Origin of the sequence: Flavobacterium ardleyense (assembly GCF_033547075.1) — a bacterium.
Taxonomy (GTDB): Bacteria; Bacteroidota; Bacteroidia; order Flavobacteriales; family Flavobacteriaceae; genus Flavobacterium; species Flavobacterium ardleyense_A.
Window position 1 is genome coordinate 528,518 of the sequence record NZ_CP137891.1, and the last position, 16,760, is coordinate 545,277.

Below are 16,760 nucleotides of genomic sequence, written 5' to 3' on the forward strand. Positions count from 1 at the left end.
TATTATCTTAATGAATAAATAGTTAAAAAAAGGTTAATGCGTAAATTTATGATTTTATTTGGAAGTTAAAAACTTTGAACCACTTTATTTAATTCCATAATTGATTTAAAGCTTAATTACTATATTTGCCAACAAATCCACCAAAATGCCAAGTCAGTCCTTCAAAAAAATTTATTTCGCCTCAGATCAGCATTTTGGAGCTCCCACAACTGAACTTAGTAGACCGAGAGAAAAATTATTTGTAGACTGGCTGAACACAATTAAAGATGACGCCCAAGCTATTTTTCTTCTAGGTGATCTCTTTGATTTTTGGTTTGAATATAAAAAAGTAGTTCCAAAAGGTTTTATAAGGGTACTTGGAAAATTAGCCGAACTTAGAGACAGTGGAATTCCAATCTATTTTTTTGTAGGCAATCACGATTTATGGATGAACGATTATTTTCAAACTGAATTAGACATTCCTGTCTATCACGACAATAAAGAATTTCAATTCTTCGGAAAAACTTTTCTTATCGGACATGGTGACGGCAAAGGACCTGGGGATATGGGATACAAAAGAATGAAGAAAGTTTTTACCAATCCTTTTTCAAAATGGCTTTTTCGATGGCTTCATCCCGATATTGGTGTTTCTTTGGCGCAGCATTTATCTGTGAAAAATAAGCTAATTTCTGGAAGTGAAGATGTGAAGTTTTTAGGAGAAGAAAATGAATGGCTGGTGCAATATGCCAAGCGTAAATTGGAAACTAAACATTACAATTATTTTATTTTTGGACACCGCCATTTGCCAATGATTATTAAAGTTGGAGATGAATCGCAGTATGTAAATCTTGGAGATTGGATTGGGTATTTTACCTACGGAGTTTTTGACGGCAAGACCTTTGAATTGAAAAAATTTGAATCATCTATCTAATATCCGACAACCTCAACTGCACTGTTACTTCACCCTTAAACTCGTTTTCATCAATACAAAAAGCGGCTTCAAAATGTTTTCTGTTTTGAATAGCAGAAAGTTTAGAACCCAAATTAAAACCTATTACACCAATTCCCTCCGACCCATTTTGCCTAACAAATGCTCTTAAATGTTCTGAGTCTGCACCTATTGTTTTGGCATAACCAGTATCAAATAAATTTGAAGCACAGAATATTGGATTCATATTATCTGGACCAAAAGGTTCAAACTGCTTTAAGATTCTCAAAAACTTTGGAGTGATGTCTCTTAAATCTATTTCACAGTCAATAGCTATTTCCTGAATAAGTAAATCTGGGTGTATGGTGTTTTTGACTTCGGCTTCGAAAGCATTTTTAAAATCATCAAATTTATGTTCTTGCATTGTCATTCCCGCCGCATACATATGACCTCCAAATTGTTCCAAATGTTCAGAGCACGCTTCTAATGCATTATAAACATCAAAATGTTTGACCGAACGAGCTGATGCAGCCAATTTATCACCACTTTTTGTAAAAACGATGGTTGGTCGATAATACTTTTCTGTTAGTCTCGAAGCAACAATTCCGATAACACCTTTGTGCCAATTTTCTTGATAGACCACAGTTGAAAATCTATTTTCTTCTTTATTATTCTTTATTTGATCCAGCGCTTCAATCGTAATTTCTTTATCCAAGGTTTTCCGTTCGGAATTGTATTTTTCGATTTCTGCTGCAAAAATTTGTGCTTGGTCAAAATCATATTCACTCAAAAGTTCTACCGCGTGGATGCCGTGTTTTATTCTTCCAGCAGCATTTATTCGGGGAGCAATTACAAAAACAACATCAGTAATGGTGAGAATATTTTTCTTGATACTTCCCATCAAAGCTTTAACACCAGGTCGTGGATTTGAATTAATTACTTCCAAACCAAATTTGGCCAAAACTCTATTTTCTCCGGTCATCGGAACGATATCGGCGGCAATAGCAGTGGCGACAAGGTCGAGATAAGGTATCAAATCTTCGATAGTCTGCCCTTTATTTCGCGCAAGCGCCTGAACTAATTTGAACCCTACTCCACAACCGCAAAGCTCATCATACGGATAATCACAATCTTCTCTTTTTGGATCTAAAACTGCAATCGCCTTCGGAAGAATTGGTCCTGGGCGGTGATGGTCGCAAATTATAAAATCGATATTTTTGCTGGTAGCGTAATCGATGTGATCGCAGGATTTGATACCGCAATCCAGCGCAATGATCAGACTGATATTATTATCATCAGCAAAATCAATTCCTTTATAAGAAATGCCGTAACCTTCGTCATATCTATCAGGAATATAAGTAGCAACATTTGGGTAATAACTTTTGAGATAAGATGCAAGCAGTGCAACCGAGGTTGTTCCATCAACATCATAATCACCAAAAACCATTATATTTTCGTTTTTTGCAATTGCTTTTTGAATTCGAATAACTGCTTGATGCATATCTTTCATCAAGTACGGATCATGAAGATCTGAAAGGCTAGGTCTGAAAAAAGTACGCGCTTGCTCCAAAGTAGTGATTCCGCGTTGTACCAACAGCTTAGCAACAATGGTTTCTACTCCGAGATCCTTTGCAAGATTCTGAACAATTTGATTATTTGATTCGGACGATTTTTTCCAGCGCATCTGCATAATTAAAACAATAATTTAAAAAGATTATGATCTTAGTTAATTACTGCAAGGTACAGAAAAAGCTGAAGTGAATTTAGTATATGTTTGTAAGGCAAATAAAAAACCGTTCTATGATAATTATGTAAAGAGAGCTGTGTTATTAGACTTCTGACTCTTTCTCTTCAGATTTGGATAGTTCTTTTTTAGATGGTTTCCCCCCGACAGTTACCACAATTTCTCCTTTGGCAGGTTTTGCTTCATAGTGTGCAATCACCTCATCAACAGTACCTCGAAAGTTTTCTTCGTGTAATTTTGATAATTCTCTAGAAACACAAATTTGTCTTTCCGCCCCAAAATAAGTTTTAAATTCGGCTAGCGTTTTCATCAATTTATGTGGAGAAACGTAGATAATCATCGTGCGAGATTCTTCGGCAAGAGCCAAAAATCTAGTTTGTCTGCCCTTTTTTTCTGGTAAGAAACCTTCAAAAATAAATCGGTCATTTGGCAAACCGCTATTTACTAAAGCAGGCACAAAGGCGGTTGCTCCGGGAAGACATTCGATGGGAATATCATTTTCGATACAAGCGCGGCTGATCAGAAATCCGGGATCAGAAATCGCGGGAGTTCCAGCATCAGAAATCAAGGCGATAGTTTCGCCCGCCTTTAGTCTGGCAATAATGTTTTCGATTGTCTTGTGCTCATTATGCATGTGATGGCTGTGCATATGAGTTCCAATCTGATAATGCTTGAGCAGTTTCCCACTGGTACGCGTATCTTCTGCCAAAATTAAATCTGCCTCTTGAAGAATTCTAATCGCTCGGAAGGTCATATCTTCAAGGTTGCCAATAGGTGTAGGAACAATATATAATTTCGACATAAAAATAAGAATATTTAAAAAAACTGCTCAGGCAATTCAGTTGTATTATTTAAGAGAATTTCTTTGAGATTACTTCTAGAAAGCGCTCTTCGTACTCTTCTTTTCCTTCCCAATTTCGGTAGTCAGGTTTTACCATTTGCTCGATAAATTCCTGTGCTTCTTCCATTGAATTGAAAGTCATCATTTGCGATAAAACTCGGTTGTAATCCTCGTTGCTGTTGGCAAAAAGATGTTTTACAAAAGCGATTCTATCGTTAAGACCAACAATAATTCCTTTTGAAAGTTTATCGTTTATAGAAAGTGGTCTCGAAGTTTCGTAAGCTCTTGGCGTTGGAATAATGATTGGCTCTTTTTTGCTAACTTCTTCTTGTTTGAAAGCTGGAGTTTCAGAGATTTGTTTTTCTTCAGCTTGAAGTCGTTCGCGCTCCAAATCGGCAGGAGTTACAAAAACTGGATCTTTATAACTTGAGCCTAAAAGATCGTCAAAAGTAAATTGTCTCGTTGCAGGAGCGACTGGTTTTTCAACTTCTTCTACTTTATCTTCTTCAACTGCTACTTTGTTTTCTTCTTTTTCAACAAAATCCCAATCAAACGATGGTTTGAATAATTTTTCTGAATCGTCAGACTTTCCATCTTCAGTTTTATCTTGCAAAACTTCATCATTGGCGATTGCTTCTGCAGTTCCAATTTCCAAAGTTTTTACTTGAGATTCTTGTTCAGAACTGAATGCTTCTGGCATTGCCAATTTTTCTTCTTGCTCAGGAGTATCTTCGGCAGCAGGAGATTCTAAAACTTCAACTTCGTCATCTTCTTGAGATTCGTCTTCATCATCATCTTCTGACTCGTATTCGTTAGTATCATCAGACTCTTCTTCGTCAGTATCTTCCAAATCATCATCATCATCAGAATGGTGTTTATCAGATTCATCGTCATCTTCCGAATCATCATCGTCATCGTCCGACTCTTCTTCTTCTTCTTCTTCTTCTTCTTCTTCTTCTTCTTCTTCTTCAGATTCCTCTTCTTCTTCTTCTTCTTCAGATTCCTCTTCTTCTTCTTCAGATTCCTCTTCCTCTACTTCCTCTACTTCCTCTACTTCTAATTCCTCTTTATCAGTATCGTCAGATTCAGATTCTTCATCAGATTCTAGTCCTACTTGTTGTTCTTCAATTTCTTCAATGGCTTCCTCTTTTTCAAATGATTCGTCAATTTCAGATAATTCTTCTTTTTCGGCGGCGGAGTCTGCTGTAGTAGCTTCGGAGTCGTCGTCTACTCTTATGGTACGGTCATCTTCCTGAGTTCTTTCGGCGAAAGCCTGCTCATTTTCATCATTTTGGCTACCATTATTTTTGGTTTCAAAAGCGGTTTCCATCTCCTTTTCCACCTCAATCTTCCCGATTGACGGCTGCAAGTGTGAGAAATTTTCCTCCACAAATTGCAAAACCGAAAGCTTTTGATATAAATTTTGAGTTTCCTGAAGCAATACTGCTATATCAGATCTATCCTTAATTCTTAATATTTTGTGAGCAATGCTCATAAGTTCGGCTTCGAGCTTTTTTTTCATAACTTTTGCAATTATAATGGGTAAGGCGTATCTTTTTTGATAAATTTGTTTACGTTACAAAGTAATAAAAACTATTCATTTTTAAAGGCTGAAAATTACAAAATGTTTCTCGAAAATACCGTAAATCATAAAGAACAATTTGGCTGGATTGAAGTAATCAGTGGATCTATGTTTTCAGGTAAAACTGAAGAACTGATTCGTCGTTTGCGCCGTGCTCAATTTGCAAAACAGAAAGTAGAAATTTTCAAACCATCAGTGGATACTCGTTATGATGATGAGAAAGTAATTTCTCACAATTCTACCGAAATTCGCTCTACGCCGGTTCCTGCTGCGGCAAATATTAGAATTCTCGCCCAAGGTTGTGACGTTGTGGGAATTGACGAAGCGCAATTTTTTGACGACGAAATCATTTCTGTCTGCAACGATCTTGCAAATTCGGGAATTCGGGTAATTGTTGCGGGTCTTGATATGGACTTTAAGGGGAATCCTTTTGGGCCGATGCCTGCACTGATGGCAACTGCGGAATATGTGACAAAGGTGCACGCGGTATGCACTCGCACGGGTAATCTCGCGAATTACAGTTTCAGAAAAGCAGCAAATGATAATCTGGTGATGCTTGGCGAGACTGAAGAATATGAACCTTTGAGCCGTGCCGCATATTATTATGCGCTTAAAGAGCAGGAGGCTTCCGCCGAAAGAATCCTAAAAAAGGAATGATATTTTCGAGCAGAAACTTTCAGAAGAAAATTATTAAAACTACACTATGAATTTATCTGTTCAAGAAATAAAAAATATATTAAAAGCCGAGGTTACACTCAATTCGAATCAATTTATTGATACTATTTCTGTAGATAGTAGATCGCTACAAAATAAAGAAAACACCTTATTTTTTGCACTCTCGGGACCCAATTACAATGCTCATCAGTTTATTCCTGACCTAATTTCTCGCGGCGTTCACAGTTTTGTGGTTTCACAAGCTCCACAAGAATTTGTTGCAGATGCCAATTTTCTCGTAGTTGATAATGTTCTAATCGCTTTGCAACAACTTGCAGTATACTATAGATCATTGTTTGAGTTTCCAGTAGTGGGAATTACGGGAAGCAATGGAAAAACGATTGTGAAAGAGTGGCTAAATTTTCTTTTAAGTCCAGATTATAATGTTATCCGAAGTCCAAAAAGCTACAATTCGCAAGTTGGAGTACCACTTTCGGTCTTATCGACCAATGAACGACACAACTTTGGAATTTTTGAGGCAGGAATTTCGACCGTAAACGAAATGAAATTTCTGGCACCCATAATTAAACCGACTATTGGAATTTTTACCAATATCGGAAGTTCGCACAATGAAGGTTTCGAAAATATTCAGCAGAAAATATCTGAAAAGCTTGAACTTTTTGAAAATTCTGACATTCTAATTTTGGAAGAGTCGGCAGCAGTTAGACAGCTTATTGCAAAAGATCAAAAGATTTTTAGTTGGAGCAGAAATAATGCTGCCGCAGATGTTTTGATTAATGCTTCAAAAGTAGAAAACAGCGACACTACTAATCTTTCAGTTAAATTCGACAATCAAAATTTTGAAGTAAAAATTCCTTTTCAAGACGACGCTTCTATTCAAAATGCTACTTCGTGTTTGATGGTTTTGCTATACCTAAAATATGATGTCGCTACAATTCAATCCAGACTTTCCTCCTTATATAAGGTAGAAATGCGCTTGCAATTGAAAAACGGAATAAATCGATGTGTGATTGTTGACGATAGCTATAGTTCGGACTTTCAATCTCTCAAAATTGCTTTGGATTTTCTAGAAAGTCAGAAAAAGCATTTGAAGAAAACGGTGATTATTTCGGATATTTATCAAAGTGGATTGCCACTTGAAGAGGTTTATAGAAAAGTCGCTTCTTTGATGCAGTCGAATCAAATAAGCAGAGTTATCGGAATTGGCGAAGTAATTTCATGTTACGAGCATCTTTTCGTAAATATTGAAACCTTTGCTTCCACCGCTGATTTTTTAGAGAAATTTGAAGAAATGACGTTTGCCGATGAAAGTATCCTGGTGAAAGGTGCGAGATCTTTCAAGTTTGAAAAAGTCGTTCTTCTATTAGCGGAGAAAAACCACGAAACGGTTTTGGAAATAAATCTGAATGCGATTGCGCACAATGTTGGTTTCTTTAAAAGCAAAATAGCTACTACTACCAAATTGATGGTGATGGTAAAAGCCTTTGCTTATGGAAGTGGTGGTTTTGAAATTGCCAAACTTCTAGAATATCTCAAAGTGGATTATCTAGGTGTGGCTTTCGCCGATGAAGGAATAAGCCTCCGAAATGCTGGCTTGAAAATTCCAATAATGGTTTTGAATCCAGAAAATTCTAGCTTTCCTTCTATCATCACGTTTAAATTAGAAGCTGAAATTTATAGTATCAAAGGTCTAAAAGCTTTTATAAAAGTTTGCGAAGAAAAAAAAGTCGAGAACTATCCTATTCATATTAAAATTGATACAGGAATGCACCGTTTAGGATTTGAAGAAAATACTATCGACGAATTAATCGAGGTTCTAAAACACACAACTTCGGTCAAGGTGCAAAGCATCCTTTCTCATTTGGCGACAAGCGACAACTTAGAAGATCAATCTTTTGCACATCATCAACTTAATTTATTCGAAAAATTATCTTCCAGAATAATTTCTGATTTAGGAATTTCACCCTTACGACACATCTTGAATACTTCGGGGATTTCGAATTTCCCAGAGCATCAATACGATATGGTACGATTGGGAATTGGCACTTACGGAATTTCCAATGATCCAGCAGAGCAAAAGTATCTGCAAAACGTCAGCACTTTAAAATCGATCATTTCGCAAATCAGAACAATTTCGCAAGGAGAAAGTGTTGGCTACAGCCAAAAATTTATTGCTGAAAAAATTACTAGAATAGCTACAATTCCGATTGGGTATGCTGATGGAATTGATCGTGGATGGGGAAATAAAGTGGGTTATGTAATGATTAATAATCAAAAAGCCGAGATTGTAGGAAATGTCTGCATGGATATGTTGATGGCAGATTGTTCTGATATTCAGTGCAAGGAAGGTGATGAGGTAGAGGTGTTTGGCAAAAATCCTACGGTAATCGAGATGGCCGAGGCATTAAATACAATTCCGTATGAGGTTTTGACTGGTGTATCTCAACGGGTAAAAAGAGTTTTTTATCGAGAATAAGAAGATTTGCTTTCTTTTTTCACAAAAAGTTAAAAGAAATATTTATTTTTGTTAATTAACTTAAAAAACAAAACTATGGGATTTTTTAGCGATTTTAAAGCATCATTAATGAAAGGCGATGTGCTTAGCCTAGCAACTGCGGTTGTAATTGGAGCAGCATTCGGAAAAATTGTCACTTCTGTAGTAGAAGATGTGATTATGCCGATTATTGGTTTGATTACTGGAGGAATTGATTTCTCTCAGAAATTTATCTCTTTAAATGGAGTTAGTTATCCAACTTTAGACGCTGCAAAAGAAGCGAATGCTGCAGTTATAACCTACGGTAACCTTATCCAAGCAATTATTAACTTTGTGATTATTGCCTTCTTTGTTTTTGTAGTATTAAGAGCAGCAGAAAAAGCACGTAAAAAAGAGGCCGCAGCTCCAGCAGAAGTTCCAGGTCCAACTACCGAGGAGAAGTTGCTTATGGAAATTCGTGACGCTATCAAAATGAAAATGTAAAATCTCAACAAAAATGAATACTCTAAACCACCTCCCGCAGGTGGTTTATTTATTTTAGGCAATTACTTTCCTTAGAGTTATTTTCTAAATACTTTTACAAAAGCAAAAATTCTAAAAATATATCTATATGAAAGTTGCAGTAGTTGGTGCCACCGGGATGGTTGGCGAAATAATGCTGAAAGTACTCACTGAAAGAAAATTTCCGTTTACCGAAATAATTCTAGTTGCGTCTGAAAAATCTGTAGGAAATCAAATTGAATTTCAAGGAAAAATGCATACGATCATTTCGAAGTCAGATGCAGTTGCTATGAAACCTGAAATTGCTTTATTTTCGGCTGGGGGTGAAACTTCCCAGAAATGGGCTCCTATATTTGCCGCCGCTGGCACAACTGTCATCGACAATTCTTCGGCTTGGCGAATGGATCACAGCAAAAAATTGATTGTTCCAGAAATAAATGCAGCTTCACTTACCAAAGAAGATAAAATTATTGCGAATCCAAATTGCTCGACAATACAAATGGTTTTGGCTTTAGCGCCATTACATAAAAAATATAAAATCAAACGAATTGTCGTTTCTACGTATCAGTCTATAACAGGTACAGGCGTTAAAGCGGTGAAACAACTCGATAATGAATATGCGGGAATCAAAAGTGAGATGGCATACAAATACCCTATTCACCGCAACGTAATTCCGCAATGTGATGTTTTTGAAGAAAATGGCTACACCAAAGAAGAAATGAAATTGGTCCGCGAGACTCAAAAAATTCTTGACGACCGCACCATTGCAGTTACCGCAACTGCAGTACGAGTTCCAGTTGTAGGAGGACACAGCGAAGCAATCAACGTAGAGTTTGAAAATGATTTTGATCTTTCGGAAGTTCGCAGAGTACTGCACAACACCGATGGAATAACTCTTCAAGATAATCCCGATACTTTTACCTATCCGATGCCGATGTATGCCGAAGGTAAAGATGCGGTTTTTGTGGGACGTTTGAGACGAGATGAAAGTCAGCCAAATACTTTAAATATGTGGGTTGTTGCAGATAATCTCCGAAAAGGTGCTGCCACCAATACCATTCAGATTGCAGAATATCTGATTCAGAATAATCTAGTTTAACACTTCAAGCCTCTTTTTTAAGAGGCTTTTTTATTTCAAGAAATAAGAATTAACTCTCAATTAGTTAAAGAATCTTAAAATTTATCCTAATAAATCTTGCTTGCAAATACTTTGGCTAATTTTGCAACCGTGAAAAAGTATCTCAATCACATAAGTATTTCGATTCTTGTTGCAGTATTGTCCTCAATACTGTTTCAGTCTGTGCATACTTTTGAGCATATTCTTGCCGAGTTTTCAGATGATAAGTGTGAACACCTTTACGATACTGGAACCGAGCAAATCACGCACGAGCATCACGATTTTGATCATTGTTTTTCGTGCGATTTTCACTTTAGTAATTACGTAAAAACAGATATTTTTTCTGTTCCACGTTACTTTGCACCAATTCATAGTAGTTATTTTGACCTTGTAGTTGACCAGGTTTCTTATTATTTTGGTCTTCACTACCTAGTTCGGGGGCCACCCACTTTATTGTTTTTTACAGATTTAGCGTAAGCTGATTATTTAAACAATAAAACAAATTCTCAATGAAATATTTTTTCTTAGCCTTATTTTTGGGCTTTTCTGTTATGGCTTTAAGCCAAAATAAAATTAGTGGTATTATCACCGATTCGGATAAATTACCCCTTGCAGGCGTTTCGATTTACGCACCAGCAATTCAAGCAAGTACCACTTCTGATGCTAATGGCTTTTATAGCTTTAGTCGAATTCCATCAGGTAAAATCTCATTTATTTTCTCTTATGTAGGTTTCACAACACTTCAAAGAGATTTTCAAGTTTCCGAAGATGGAATTCAAGCAGATATTATTTTGCAAGAAGACGTGCATCTTATGGATGAAGTAATTATCTCGACTGCTTTCAACAAATTGCAATCTCAAAATGTCATGAAGGTTGAGCACGAGTCAATCAAATCCTTGCAGCAAAAAGGAATCACAACTCTTATCGAAGGATTGACTACGATTCCTGGAGTATCTCAGATTTCGACTGGCGCTTCGATTGGAAAGCCCGTTATTCGCGGATTAAGTTCAAATAGAGTTTTGGTTTACTCACAAGGTGTTCGATTAGAGAATCAGCAGTTTGGAGACGAGCATGGATTGGGTCTGAATGATTCGGGAATAGAAAGTGTAGAAGTTATCAAAGGTCCAGCTTCTTTACTTTATGGGTCTGACGCACTGGGCGGTGTTTTATACTTTATTCCTGAGAAATTCGCTAATGCAAATACTATAAAAGCAGATGTTGATCAGAAATACTACAGCAATACCGAAGGTACATCCACTTCTGTTGGAGTAAAAGGCTCTACGGATAAATGGAAATTTCTAGGGCGTGGTAGCTATTCAGCACATTCTGATTACGAAATTCCTGGCGGTGATAAAGTTACCAATACACGTTACAACGAACTTGATTTGAAAGGTGGAATTGGATATAATACGCAGAGCGTATCAAGTATTTTTAGATACAATTTCAACCGTCTTGATTTAGGAATGACCGAGGATGGCATTGCCGAGCAAAGCAATAGTAAGAAAACCGAATTTCCAAGACAAGCTGTGGACAATCATATCATGAGTTTGCACAATAAGATATTTTTCAAGAATTCATCATTAGATGCTGACTTTGGTTATATTATGAATTTCCGTCAGGAGTTTGAAGATTCGCCCGAAGCTGCTTTGGATATGCATTTACGAACTTTTAATTATGACTTAAAATACAATTTCCCAAAAACTACCAAAATTGAACTGATTGCCGGAATTCAAGGAATGCATCAACAGAATGAGAATTTTGGAGAAGAATCACTTATCCCGAATGCAACTATAAACGATTTTGGAGTGTTTGGAACTGCCAATTACGAATGGGGAAAAAGTGCTGTGCAAGCAGGCTTGCGTTATGATCACAGAAACTTAAGTTCTGAAGCAAATGGAATTTCTGGGGAAGAAGGTTCTTTTGAAGCGCTAGATTTAGATTTCGATAGTTTCAATGCTTCTTTGGGATACAAAACAGATTTGACTAAAGAACTTTTACTTCGATTGAATCTTGCTTCAGGTTTTAGAGCGCCCAATCTTGCTGAATTAACTAGTAACGGAGTTCACGAAGGAACAAATCGCTACGAAATTGGCGATAGCAATTTAGATAAAGAACAAAATTTTCAAGTTGATTTAAATTTGGAATACACTAGCGAACATTTCGAATTTTTTGCAAATGCATTTTATAATTATATCGACAATTATATTTACGCGGCACCTTCGGCAGCAATGATTGAAGACTATGTTATATTTAATTATACCCAAGACAATGCTCGACTTTATGGTGGAGAAGTAGGTTTCCATTTTCATCCGCATCCTTTAGATTGGTTGCATATCGAAACAAGTTTTGAAACTGTAACTGCGAAAAAAGAAGGTGGCGATTATCTTCCATTAATTCCTGCGAATACTTGGAGTAACACGATTAGAACTGAATTTGGAATTAAAGAATGGCTAAGCAGCGGATACGCGAGAGTAAATTCGACCAGTACATTTGCACAGACTAATACAGATTTAAATGAGACTACCTCTACCGCTTACACCCTGATAAATGCAGGTTTTGGTGGTAAAATAAAAATGGCGAATAACAGCTTTGATTTTAGCGTAAGCGCCAATAACATTTTTGATAAGGAATATATTTCACATCTATCACGATTGAAGGTTGATGAGATTCCAAACATTGGAAGAAGTATCATTGTAGGATTAAAGTTTGCAATCTAAATTGCTTAAAAATGAAAAATGCGTCTCAATCGAGACGCATTTTTTATATTATTAAAATCGGTTATCACCATCAAGAAGATTTCCGAGGCCGCCGAGAATACTGCCTTCTCCTCTATCACTTCCTCCAGATCTTGGTGCCGAAGCTATAATTCTGTCTGCTAATCTGCTAAAGGGTAATGATTGTATATAAACTGTTCCAGGACCGCGAAGTGTGGCGTAAAAAAGTCCTTCGCCTCCAAAGACAGAGTTACGAATTCCGCCCACAAATTCGATGTCATAATCTACATCTCTGGTAAAACCTACAATACATCCAGTATCAACTTTCAAAATCTGACCTGCTGCCAATTCCTTTTTAGCCAAGGTTCCACCAGCGTGAATAAAGGCCATTCCGTCGCCTTCCAATTTCTGCATTATAAAACCTTCACCTCCAAAAAGTCCAGTTCCGAGTTTCTTGGAAAATTCTATTCCTACTGAAACACCTTTGGCAGCACACAAAAAAGCATTCTTCTGGCAGATAAATTTTCCTTGTAAATTTTGAAGATCAAGAGCGACAATTTTTCCAGGATAAGGAGAAGCAAAAGAAGCTTTGGCCTTTCCGCTATTCTGATTGAGATAGGCAGTCATAAATAAACTTTCGCCAGTGAGAACACGCTTTCCAGCAGAAAGTAATTTACCGAAAATACCAGTGTCTTGAGCTGATCCGTCGCCGAAAATGGTTTGCATTGCAATACCGTTGTCCATCATCATGAAGCTTCCTGCTTCGGCAACGACCACTTCCTGCGGATCCAATTCAATTTCTACATACTGCATTTCTTCGCCAAAAATCTCGTAATCTATCTCGTGTGCTCTCATAATCAGAATTATTTAGAATCAAATTTATTAAAAGTTTCAAGATGAACTACAGTGGGGAAAAGAAAATATTGAGAATTCTAATAATCTAACTTAATGTATCTCATTATTTTGACAATTCGCCCCTTTCTTCTTTCTATATAGGACGACGAATTTTTTGCTTTAAATTTACGAGGATTAGGTAATATTGCGGAGATTCCTGCAGCTTCACGAACATTAAGATTTGCTGCGGTTTTTCCGTACCAATGTTGAGCGGCAGCTTCCGCTCCGTAAACATCATTTCCCATTTCGATACTATTCAAGTACACTTCCATAATGCGCTCCTTGCTCCAAATAGCTTCAATTAATACCGTGAAATAGGCTTCAATTGCTTTACGAATATAGCTTCGGCCTTGCCACAAAAAGACGTTTTTGGCAACTTGCTGAGAAATTGTACTTCCACCTTTGAGCTTTTTCCCTTTCTGATTATTTTCAAATGCTTTCTGAATCGCTTCAAAATCAAAACCATTGTGCTCCAAGAAATTTCCGTCTTCACTAGCAATTACGGCCTTTTGTAGGTTTTTCGAAATATTTTCTATCGGTTCCCAGTCGTGACTTAGTTTTATTGGTTCGCCCGCAACCACGTGATCAATTGTACGTGACAACATCAATGGCGTAAAAGGAACAGGCACGAATTTGAAAATTACCACAGATAAAATCGACAATCCTAAAAACCATAGAATAAGTTTTCCGATAAATCTAAAAACGGACTTGAGCATAGAAATTCACTTTTATTAAGGCTGCAAGATACTTGTATCTATTATAATTCAGCAATTTTATTTTAAAGATGTTTTAAATAAACCATCATGCTTTTAAAAAAAAATCTTTTAATAGATTCTATAACACTCCAAATTAATTTAGATTTTTTAGATTATTCCTTTTTTTAGATCTTGAACTTTTTGGCTTTCGCCGAAGGCTGAGCGTCACTATTCAAGATAATTGCCAACAGAGAGATTTTACGAACTACTTAAAGCAAGAATTTCAGTTGAAAATATATCGCCATCGTAATTCATTTAGATTATTTAGATTATTCCTTTATTTAGATTTCTCGTTTATTTAGATTTTTAGATTATTCAATTTTTTAGATTTTGATCTTTTTGGCTTTCGTCGAAGGCTGAGCGTCACTATTCACAATAAGTGAAAAAGAGAGATTTTGGGAAGCAAATCAAACAAGAATTTCAGTTGAAAATGTATCGGCATAGTTATTAATTTAGATTTTTTAGATTATTCCATTATTTAGATTCCTCATTCATTTTGATTTTTTAGATCATTTCGCTCTTTTCGATTTTTACCTTACCTTTAGATCTTTAAAAAATTCACCCTAATTATGAGAAAAGTTCTTTTATTAATTCTTTTACAAATGCCGTTTTCTACGCTTGTTGCACAAAAAGTAATGACCCCCGAGTTGCTGATGCAAACCGCAAGAGTATCGCCTTTAGGAATCTCTAAAGATGGAAATAATGTAGTTTATAAAATATCGACTCCCGCAATTGAAGGCAATCGTCTTGATACACGGTTCTATTCTCAGCCAATTCTTTCAGGCGCAGCGGTAGAAATTTCAGATTACCAGCCACTTTTACATGATAAAAGCATCTCGCCAGACGGCAAATACACGGTTTATTTTCAGCAAGTAAAAACCGAGCAAATCACCGGTAATGATTATTATCCCGCGCTTAAACTTTCGAAAGTTCAAATATATGATGGCTTGAATTACCGTCATTGGGATAAGTGGAATATGGGCTTTAGAAACCACGTGTTTTACAAAAAAAACGAAAAAAGATCCAATCCAATTGATATTATGGAGGGTGAAAACTTCGATTCGCCACAAATGCCTTTTGGTGGAGACGAAGATTTTTTATGGTCGCCAAATGGTAAAAGCATTTTATATGTTTCTAAAAAGAAAGCAGGTACAGACTATGCAACTTCTACCAATACCGATATTTACGAATATAATTTAGAAACTAAAGAAACAATAAATCGTACTGAAGGAAATATGGGTTACGACACGCAACCAGCATTTTCTCCACAAGGACATCTCACCTATCTTCAGATGAAGAGAGATGGTTATGAAGCAGACAAAAATGACATCATTGTCGATTTTATGGGTGTCAAAATGAACCTTACCGCTCAGTGGGACGGAACAGTTGACAGTTTTAAATGGAGCGAAGATGGAAAGAAGATTTACTTTCTAGCTGCTGTTGATGGAACAAAACAACTTTTTGAAGTGAACTTCCCAGGAAAATCAAGAATTGCAGTTCACGTGAACCAACTTACAGATGGCTATTTTGATGTAAATGCAATCGTCGGATTTGCAAAAGGGAAGGTGATTGTATCAAGAACAGATATGAATCATGCTTCGGAAATTTATTCATATGATTTGAAGAAAAAATCTTGGAACCAGATTTCGAATGCAAATAAAGATATGTATGACGGAATGGCGATGAGCAAAACCGAAAAACGTTATGTTACTACCACAGATGGTAAAAAAATGCTGGTTTGGGTAATTCTTCCTCCAAATTTTGACGCTAACAAAAAGTATCCAACTTTATTATATTGCCAAGGTGGACCACAATCTGCGCTAACTCAATTTTACTCTTTCCGTTGGAATTTTCAAGTAATGGCTGCACAAGGTTATATCATTGTTGCACCAAATAGAAGAGGAATGCCAGGTCACGGAGTGGAATGGAATGAAGCGATTAGTAAAGATTGGGGTGGACAAGTAATGGACGATTACTTATCTGCGATTGATGATGTATCAAAAGAAAAATACGTAGACAAAGACAGGCTTGGCGCAGTTGGAGCAAGTTATGGCGGCTATTCTGTATTTTACCTTGCGGGAATTCATAACAACCGATTTAAAACATTTATCGCTCACGATGGAGTTTTTAACCTAAAGAGTATGTACGGAACAACTGAAGAAGTTTTCTTTAGCAACTGGGATTCGGGTGGAAACTACTGGGATAAAAATAATGCTATAGCTCAGAAAACATTTATGAAATTTGACCCAAGTAATTTGGTTGACAAATGGAATACTCCAATTTTGATTTATCAAGGAGGAACAGATTTTAGAGTGCCAATCGGACAAGGTCAAGAAGCTTTTCAAGCAGCCCAGCTGATGGGAATTAAAAGTAGATTTGTTTACTTTCCAGAAGAAAATCATTGGGTTTTAAAACCACAAAATGCACTTGTATGGCAAGCAGAATATTTTAGATGGCTTAAAGAAACTTTGTAATTTTATTAAAACCTCACTTTCAACAGTGAGGTTTTTTTTGCTTTTAACAAATATTAAACGAT

General features: G+C 36.5%; 13 protein-coding genes. 8 read left to right on the plus strand and 5 right to left on the minus strand.

Features of this window, described 5'->3' with window-relative positions:
• Positions 1-145 precede the first annotated feature (145 nt).
• Positions 146-910: a UDP-2,3-diacylglucosamine diphosphatase gene (locus SBO79_RS02320; protein ID WP_318641493.1), complete on the plus strand. Its 765-nt coding sequence runs from the start codon at positions 146-148 to the stop codon at positions 908-910.
• On the opposite strand, the gene recJ is transcribed toward SBO79_RS02320, so the two are convergent.
• From recJ to SBO79_RS02335, 3 genes are all read right to left on the minus strand, one after another.
• On the minus strand, positions 903-2,591 hold the full coding sequence (gene recJ, locus SBO79_RS02325; protein WP_318643396.1) for a single-stranded-DNA-specific exonuclease RecJ: 1,689 nt from the start codon (positions 2,589-2,591) through the stop codon (positions 903-905). The genes SBO79_RS02320 and recJ overlap by 8 nt on opposite strands.
• Positions 2,592-2,736: 145 nt before the next feature.
• On the minus strand, positions 2,737-3,453 hold the full coding sequence (gene rsmI / locus SBO79_RS02330) for a 16S rRNA (cytidine(1402)-2'-O)-methyltransferase (RefSeq protein WP_318641495.1): 717 nt from the start codon (positions 3,451-3,453) through the stop codon (positions 2,737-2,739).
• A 49-nt stretch (positions 3,454-3,502) separates the two neighbouring features.
• Entirely contained in the window at positions 3,503-5,014 is a 1,512-nt protein-coding gene (locus tag SBO79_RS02335; protein WP_318641497.1) for a DUF8457 domain-containing protein, read from the minus strand.
• A 102-nt stretch (positions 5,015-5,116) separates the two neighbouring features.
• Between SBO79_RS02335 and SBO79_RS02340 the strand changes: the two genes are divergently transcribed.
• From SBO79_RS02340 to SBO79_RS02365, 6 genes are all read left to right on the plus strand, one after another.
• Positions 5,117-5,731 (plus strand): thymidine kinase, encoded by a 615-nt coding sequence (locus SBO79_RS02340; RefSeq protein ID WP_318641499.1) that lies wholly within the window; start codon positions 5,117-5,119, stop codon positions 5,729-5,731.
• A 46-nt stretch (positions 5,732-5,777) separates the two neighbouring features.
• Complete coding sequence (locus SBO79_RS02345) at positions 5,778-8,225, plus strand: bifunctional UDP-N-acetylmuramoyl-tripeptide:D-alanyl-D-alanine ligase/alanine racemase (protein ID WP_318641501.1); 2,448 nt, start codon at positions 5,778-5,780, stop codon at positions 8,223-8,225.
• Between the two features lie 75 nt (positions 8,226-8,300).
• Positions 8,301-8,726 (plus strand): large-conductance mechanosensitive channel protein MscL, encoded by a 426-nt coding sequence (gene mscL, locus SBO79_RS02350; protein ID WP_318641503.1) that lies wholly within the window; start codon positions 8,301-8,303, stop codon positions 8,724-8,726.
• A gap of 127 nt (positions 8,727-8,853) precedes the next feature.
• Entirely contained in the window at positions 8,854-9,843 is a 990-nt protein-coding gene (locus SBO79_RS02355) for an aspartate-semialdehyde dehydrogenase (RefSeq protein WP_318641505.1), read from the plus strand.
• A 129-nt stretch (positions 9,844-9,972) separates the two neighbouring features.
• Positions 9,973-10,338 (plus strand): hypothetical protein, encoded by a 366-nt coding sequence (locus tag SBO79_RS02360; RefSeq protein WP_318641507.1) that lies wholly within the window; start codon positions 9,973-9,975, stop codon positions 10,336-10,338.
• 32 nt (positions 10,339-10,370) lie between these two features.
• Positions 10,371-12,578 carry a TonB-dependent receptor gene (locus SBO79_RS02365; RefSeq protein ID WP_318641509.1) on the plus strand — a complete coding sequence of 736 codons (2,208 nt, stop codon included), beginning with the start codon at positions 10,371-10,373 and terminating at the stop codon, positions 12,576-12,578.
• Between the two features lie 51 nt (positions 12,579-12,629).
• Here the strand turns inward: SBO79_RS02365 and SBO79_RS02370 are convergent, their stop codons facing one another.
• Both SBO79_RS02370 and mtgA read right to left on the minus strand, forming a co-directional pair.
• Positions 12,630-13,430, minus strand: a complete 801-nt coding sequence (locus SBO79_RS02370; protein ID WP_318641511.1) for a TIGR00266 family protein — start codon at positions 13,428-13,430, stop codon at positions 12,630-12,632.
• Positions 13,431-13,507: 77 nt separating this feature from the next.
• Complete coding sequence (gene mtgA, locus SBO79_RS02375) at positions 13,508-14,185, minus strand: monofunctional biosynthetic peptidoglycan transglycosylase (RefSeq protein ID WP_318641513.1); 678 nt, start codon at positions 14,183-14,185, stop codon at positions 13,508-13,510.
• Between the two features lie 608 nt (positions 14,186-14,793).
• Between mtgA and SBO79_RS02380 the strand changes: the two genes are divergently transcribed.
• Positions 14,794-16,698: a S9 family peptidase gene (locus SBO79_RS02380; RefSeq protein ID WP_318641515.1), complete on the plus strand. Its 1,905-nt coding sequence runs from the start codon at positions 14,794-14,796 to the stop codon at positions 16,696-16,698.
• The last annotated feature ends 62 nt before the right edge of the window (positions 16,699-16,760 follow it).

Coding starts and splice junctions, on each gene's coding strand:
- SBO79_RS02320 (WP_318641493.1), top strand. CDS start 146: ATGCCAAGTCAGTCCTTCAAAAAAATTTATTTCGCCTCAGATCAGCAT.
- recJ (WP_318643396.1), bottom strand. CDS start 2,591: ATGCGCTGGAAAAAATCGTCCGAATCAAATAATCAAATTGTTCAGAAT.
- rsmI (WP_318641495.1), bottom strand. CDS start 3,453: ATGTCGAAATTATATATTGTTCCTACACCTATTGGCAACCTTGAAGAT.
- SBO79_RS02335 (WP_318641497.1), bottom strand. CDS start 5,014: ATGAAAAAAAAGCTCGAAGCCGAACTTATGAGCATTGCTCACAAAATA.
- SBO79_RS02340 (WP_318641499.1), top strand. CDS start 5,117: ATGTTTCTCGAAAATACCGTAAATCATAAAGAACAATTTGGCTGGATT.
- SBO79_RS02345 (WP_318641501.1), top strand. CDS start 5,778: ATGAATTTATCTGTTCAAGAAATAAAAAATATATTAAAAGCCGAGGTT.
- mscL (WP_318641503.1), top strand. CDS start 8,301: ATGGGATTTTTTAGCGATTTTAAAGCATCATTAATGAAAGGCGATGTG.
- SBO79_RS02355 (WP_318641505.1), top strand. CDS start 8,854: ATGAAAGTTGCAGTAGTTGGTGCCACCGGGATGGTTGGCGAAATAATG.
- SBO79_RS02365 (WP_318641509.1), top strand. CDS start 10,371: ATGAAATATTTTTTCTTAGCCTTATTTTTGGGCTTTTCTGTTATGGCT.
- SBO79_RS02370 (WP_318641511.1), bottom strand. CDS start 13,430: ATGAGAGCACACGAGATAGATTACGAGATTTTTGGCGAAGAAATGCAG.
- mtgA (WP_318641513.1), bottom strand. CDS start 14,185: ATGCTCAAGTCCGTTTTTAGATTTATCGGAAAACTTATTCTATGGTTT.
- SBO79_RS02380 (WP_318641515.1), top strand. CDS start 14,794: ATGAGAAAAGTTCTTTTATTAATTCTTTTACAAATGCCGTTTTCTACG.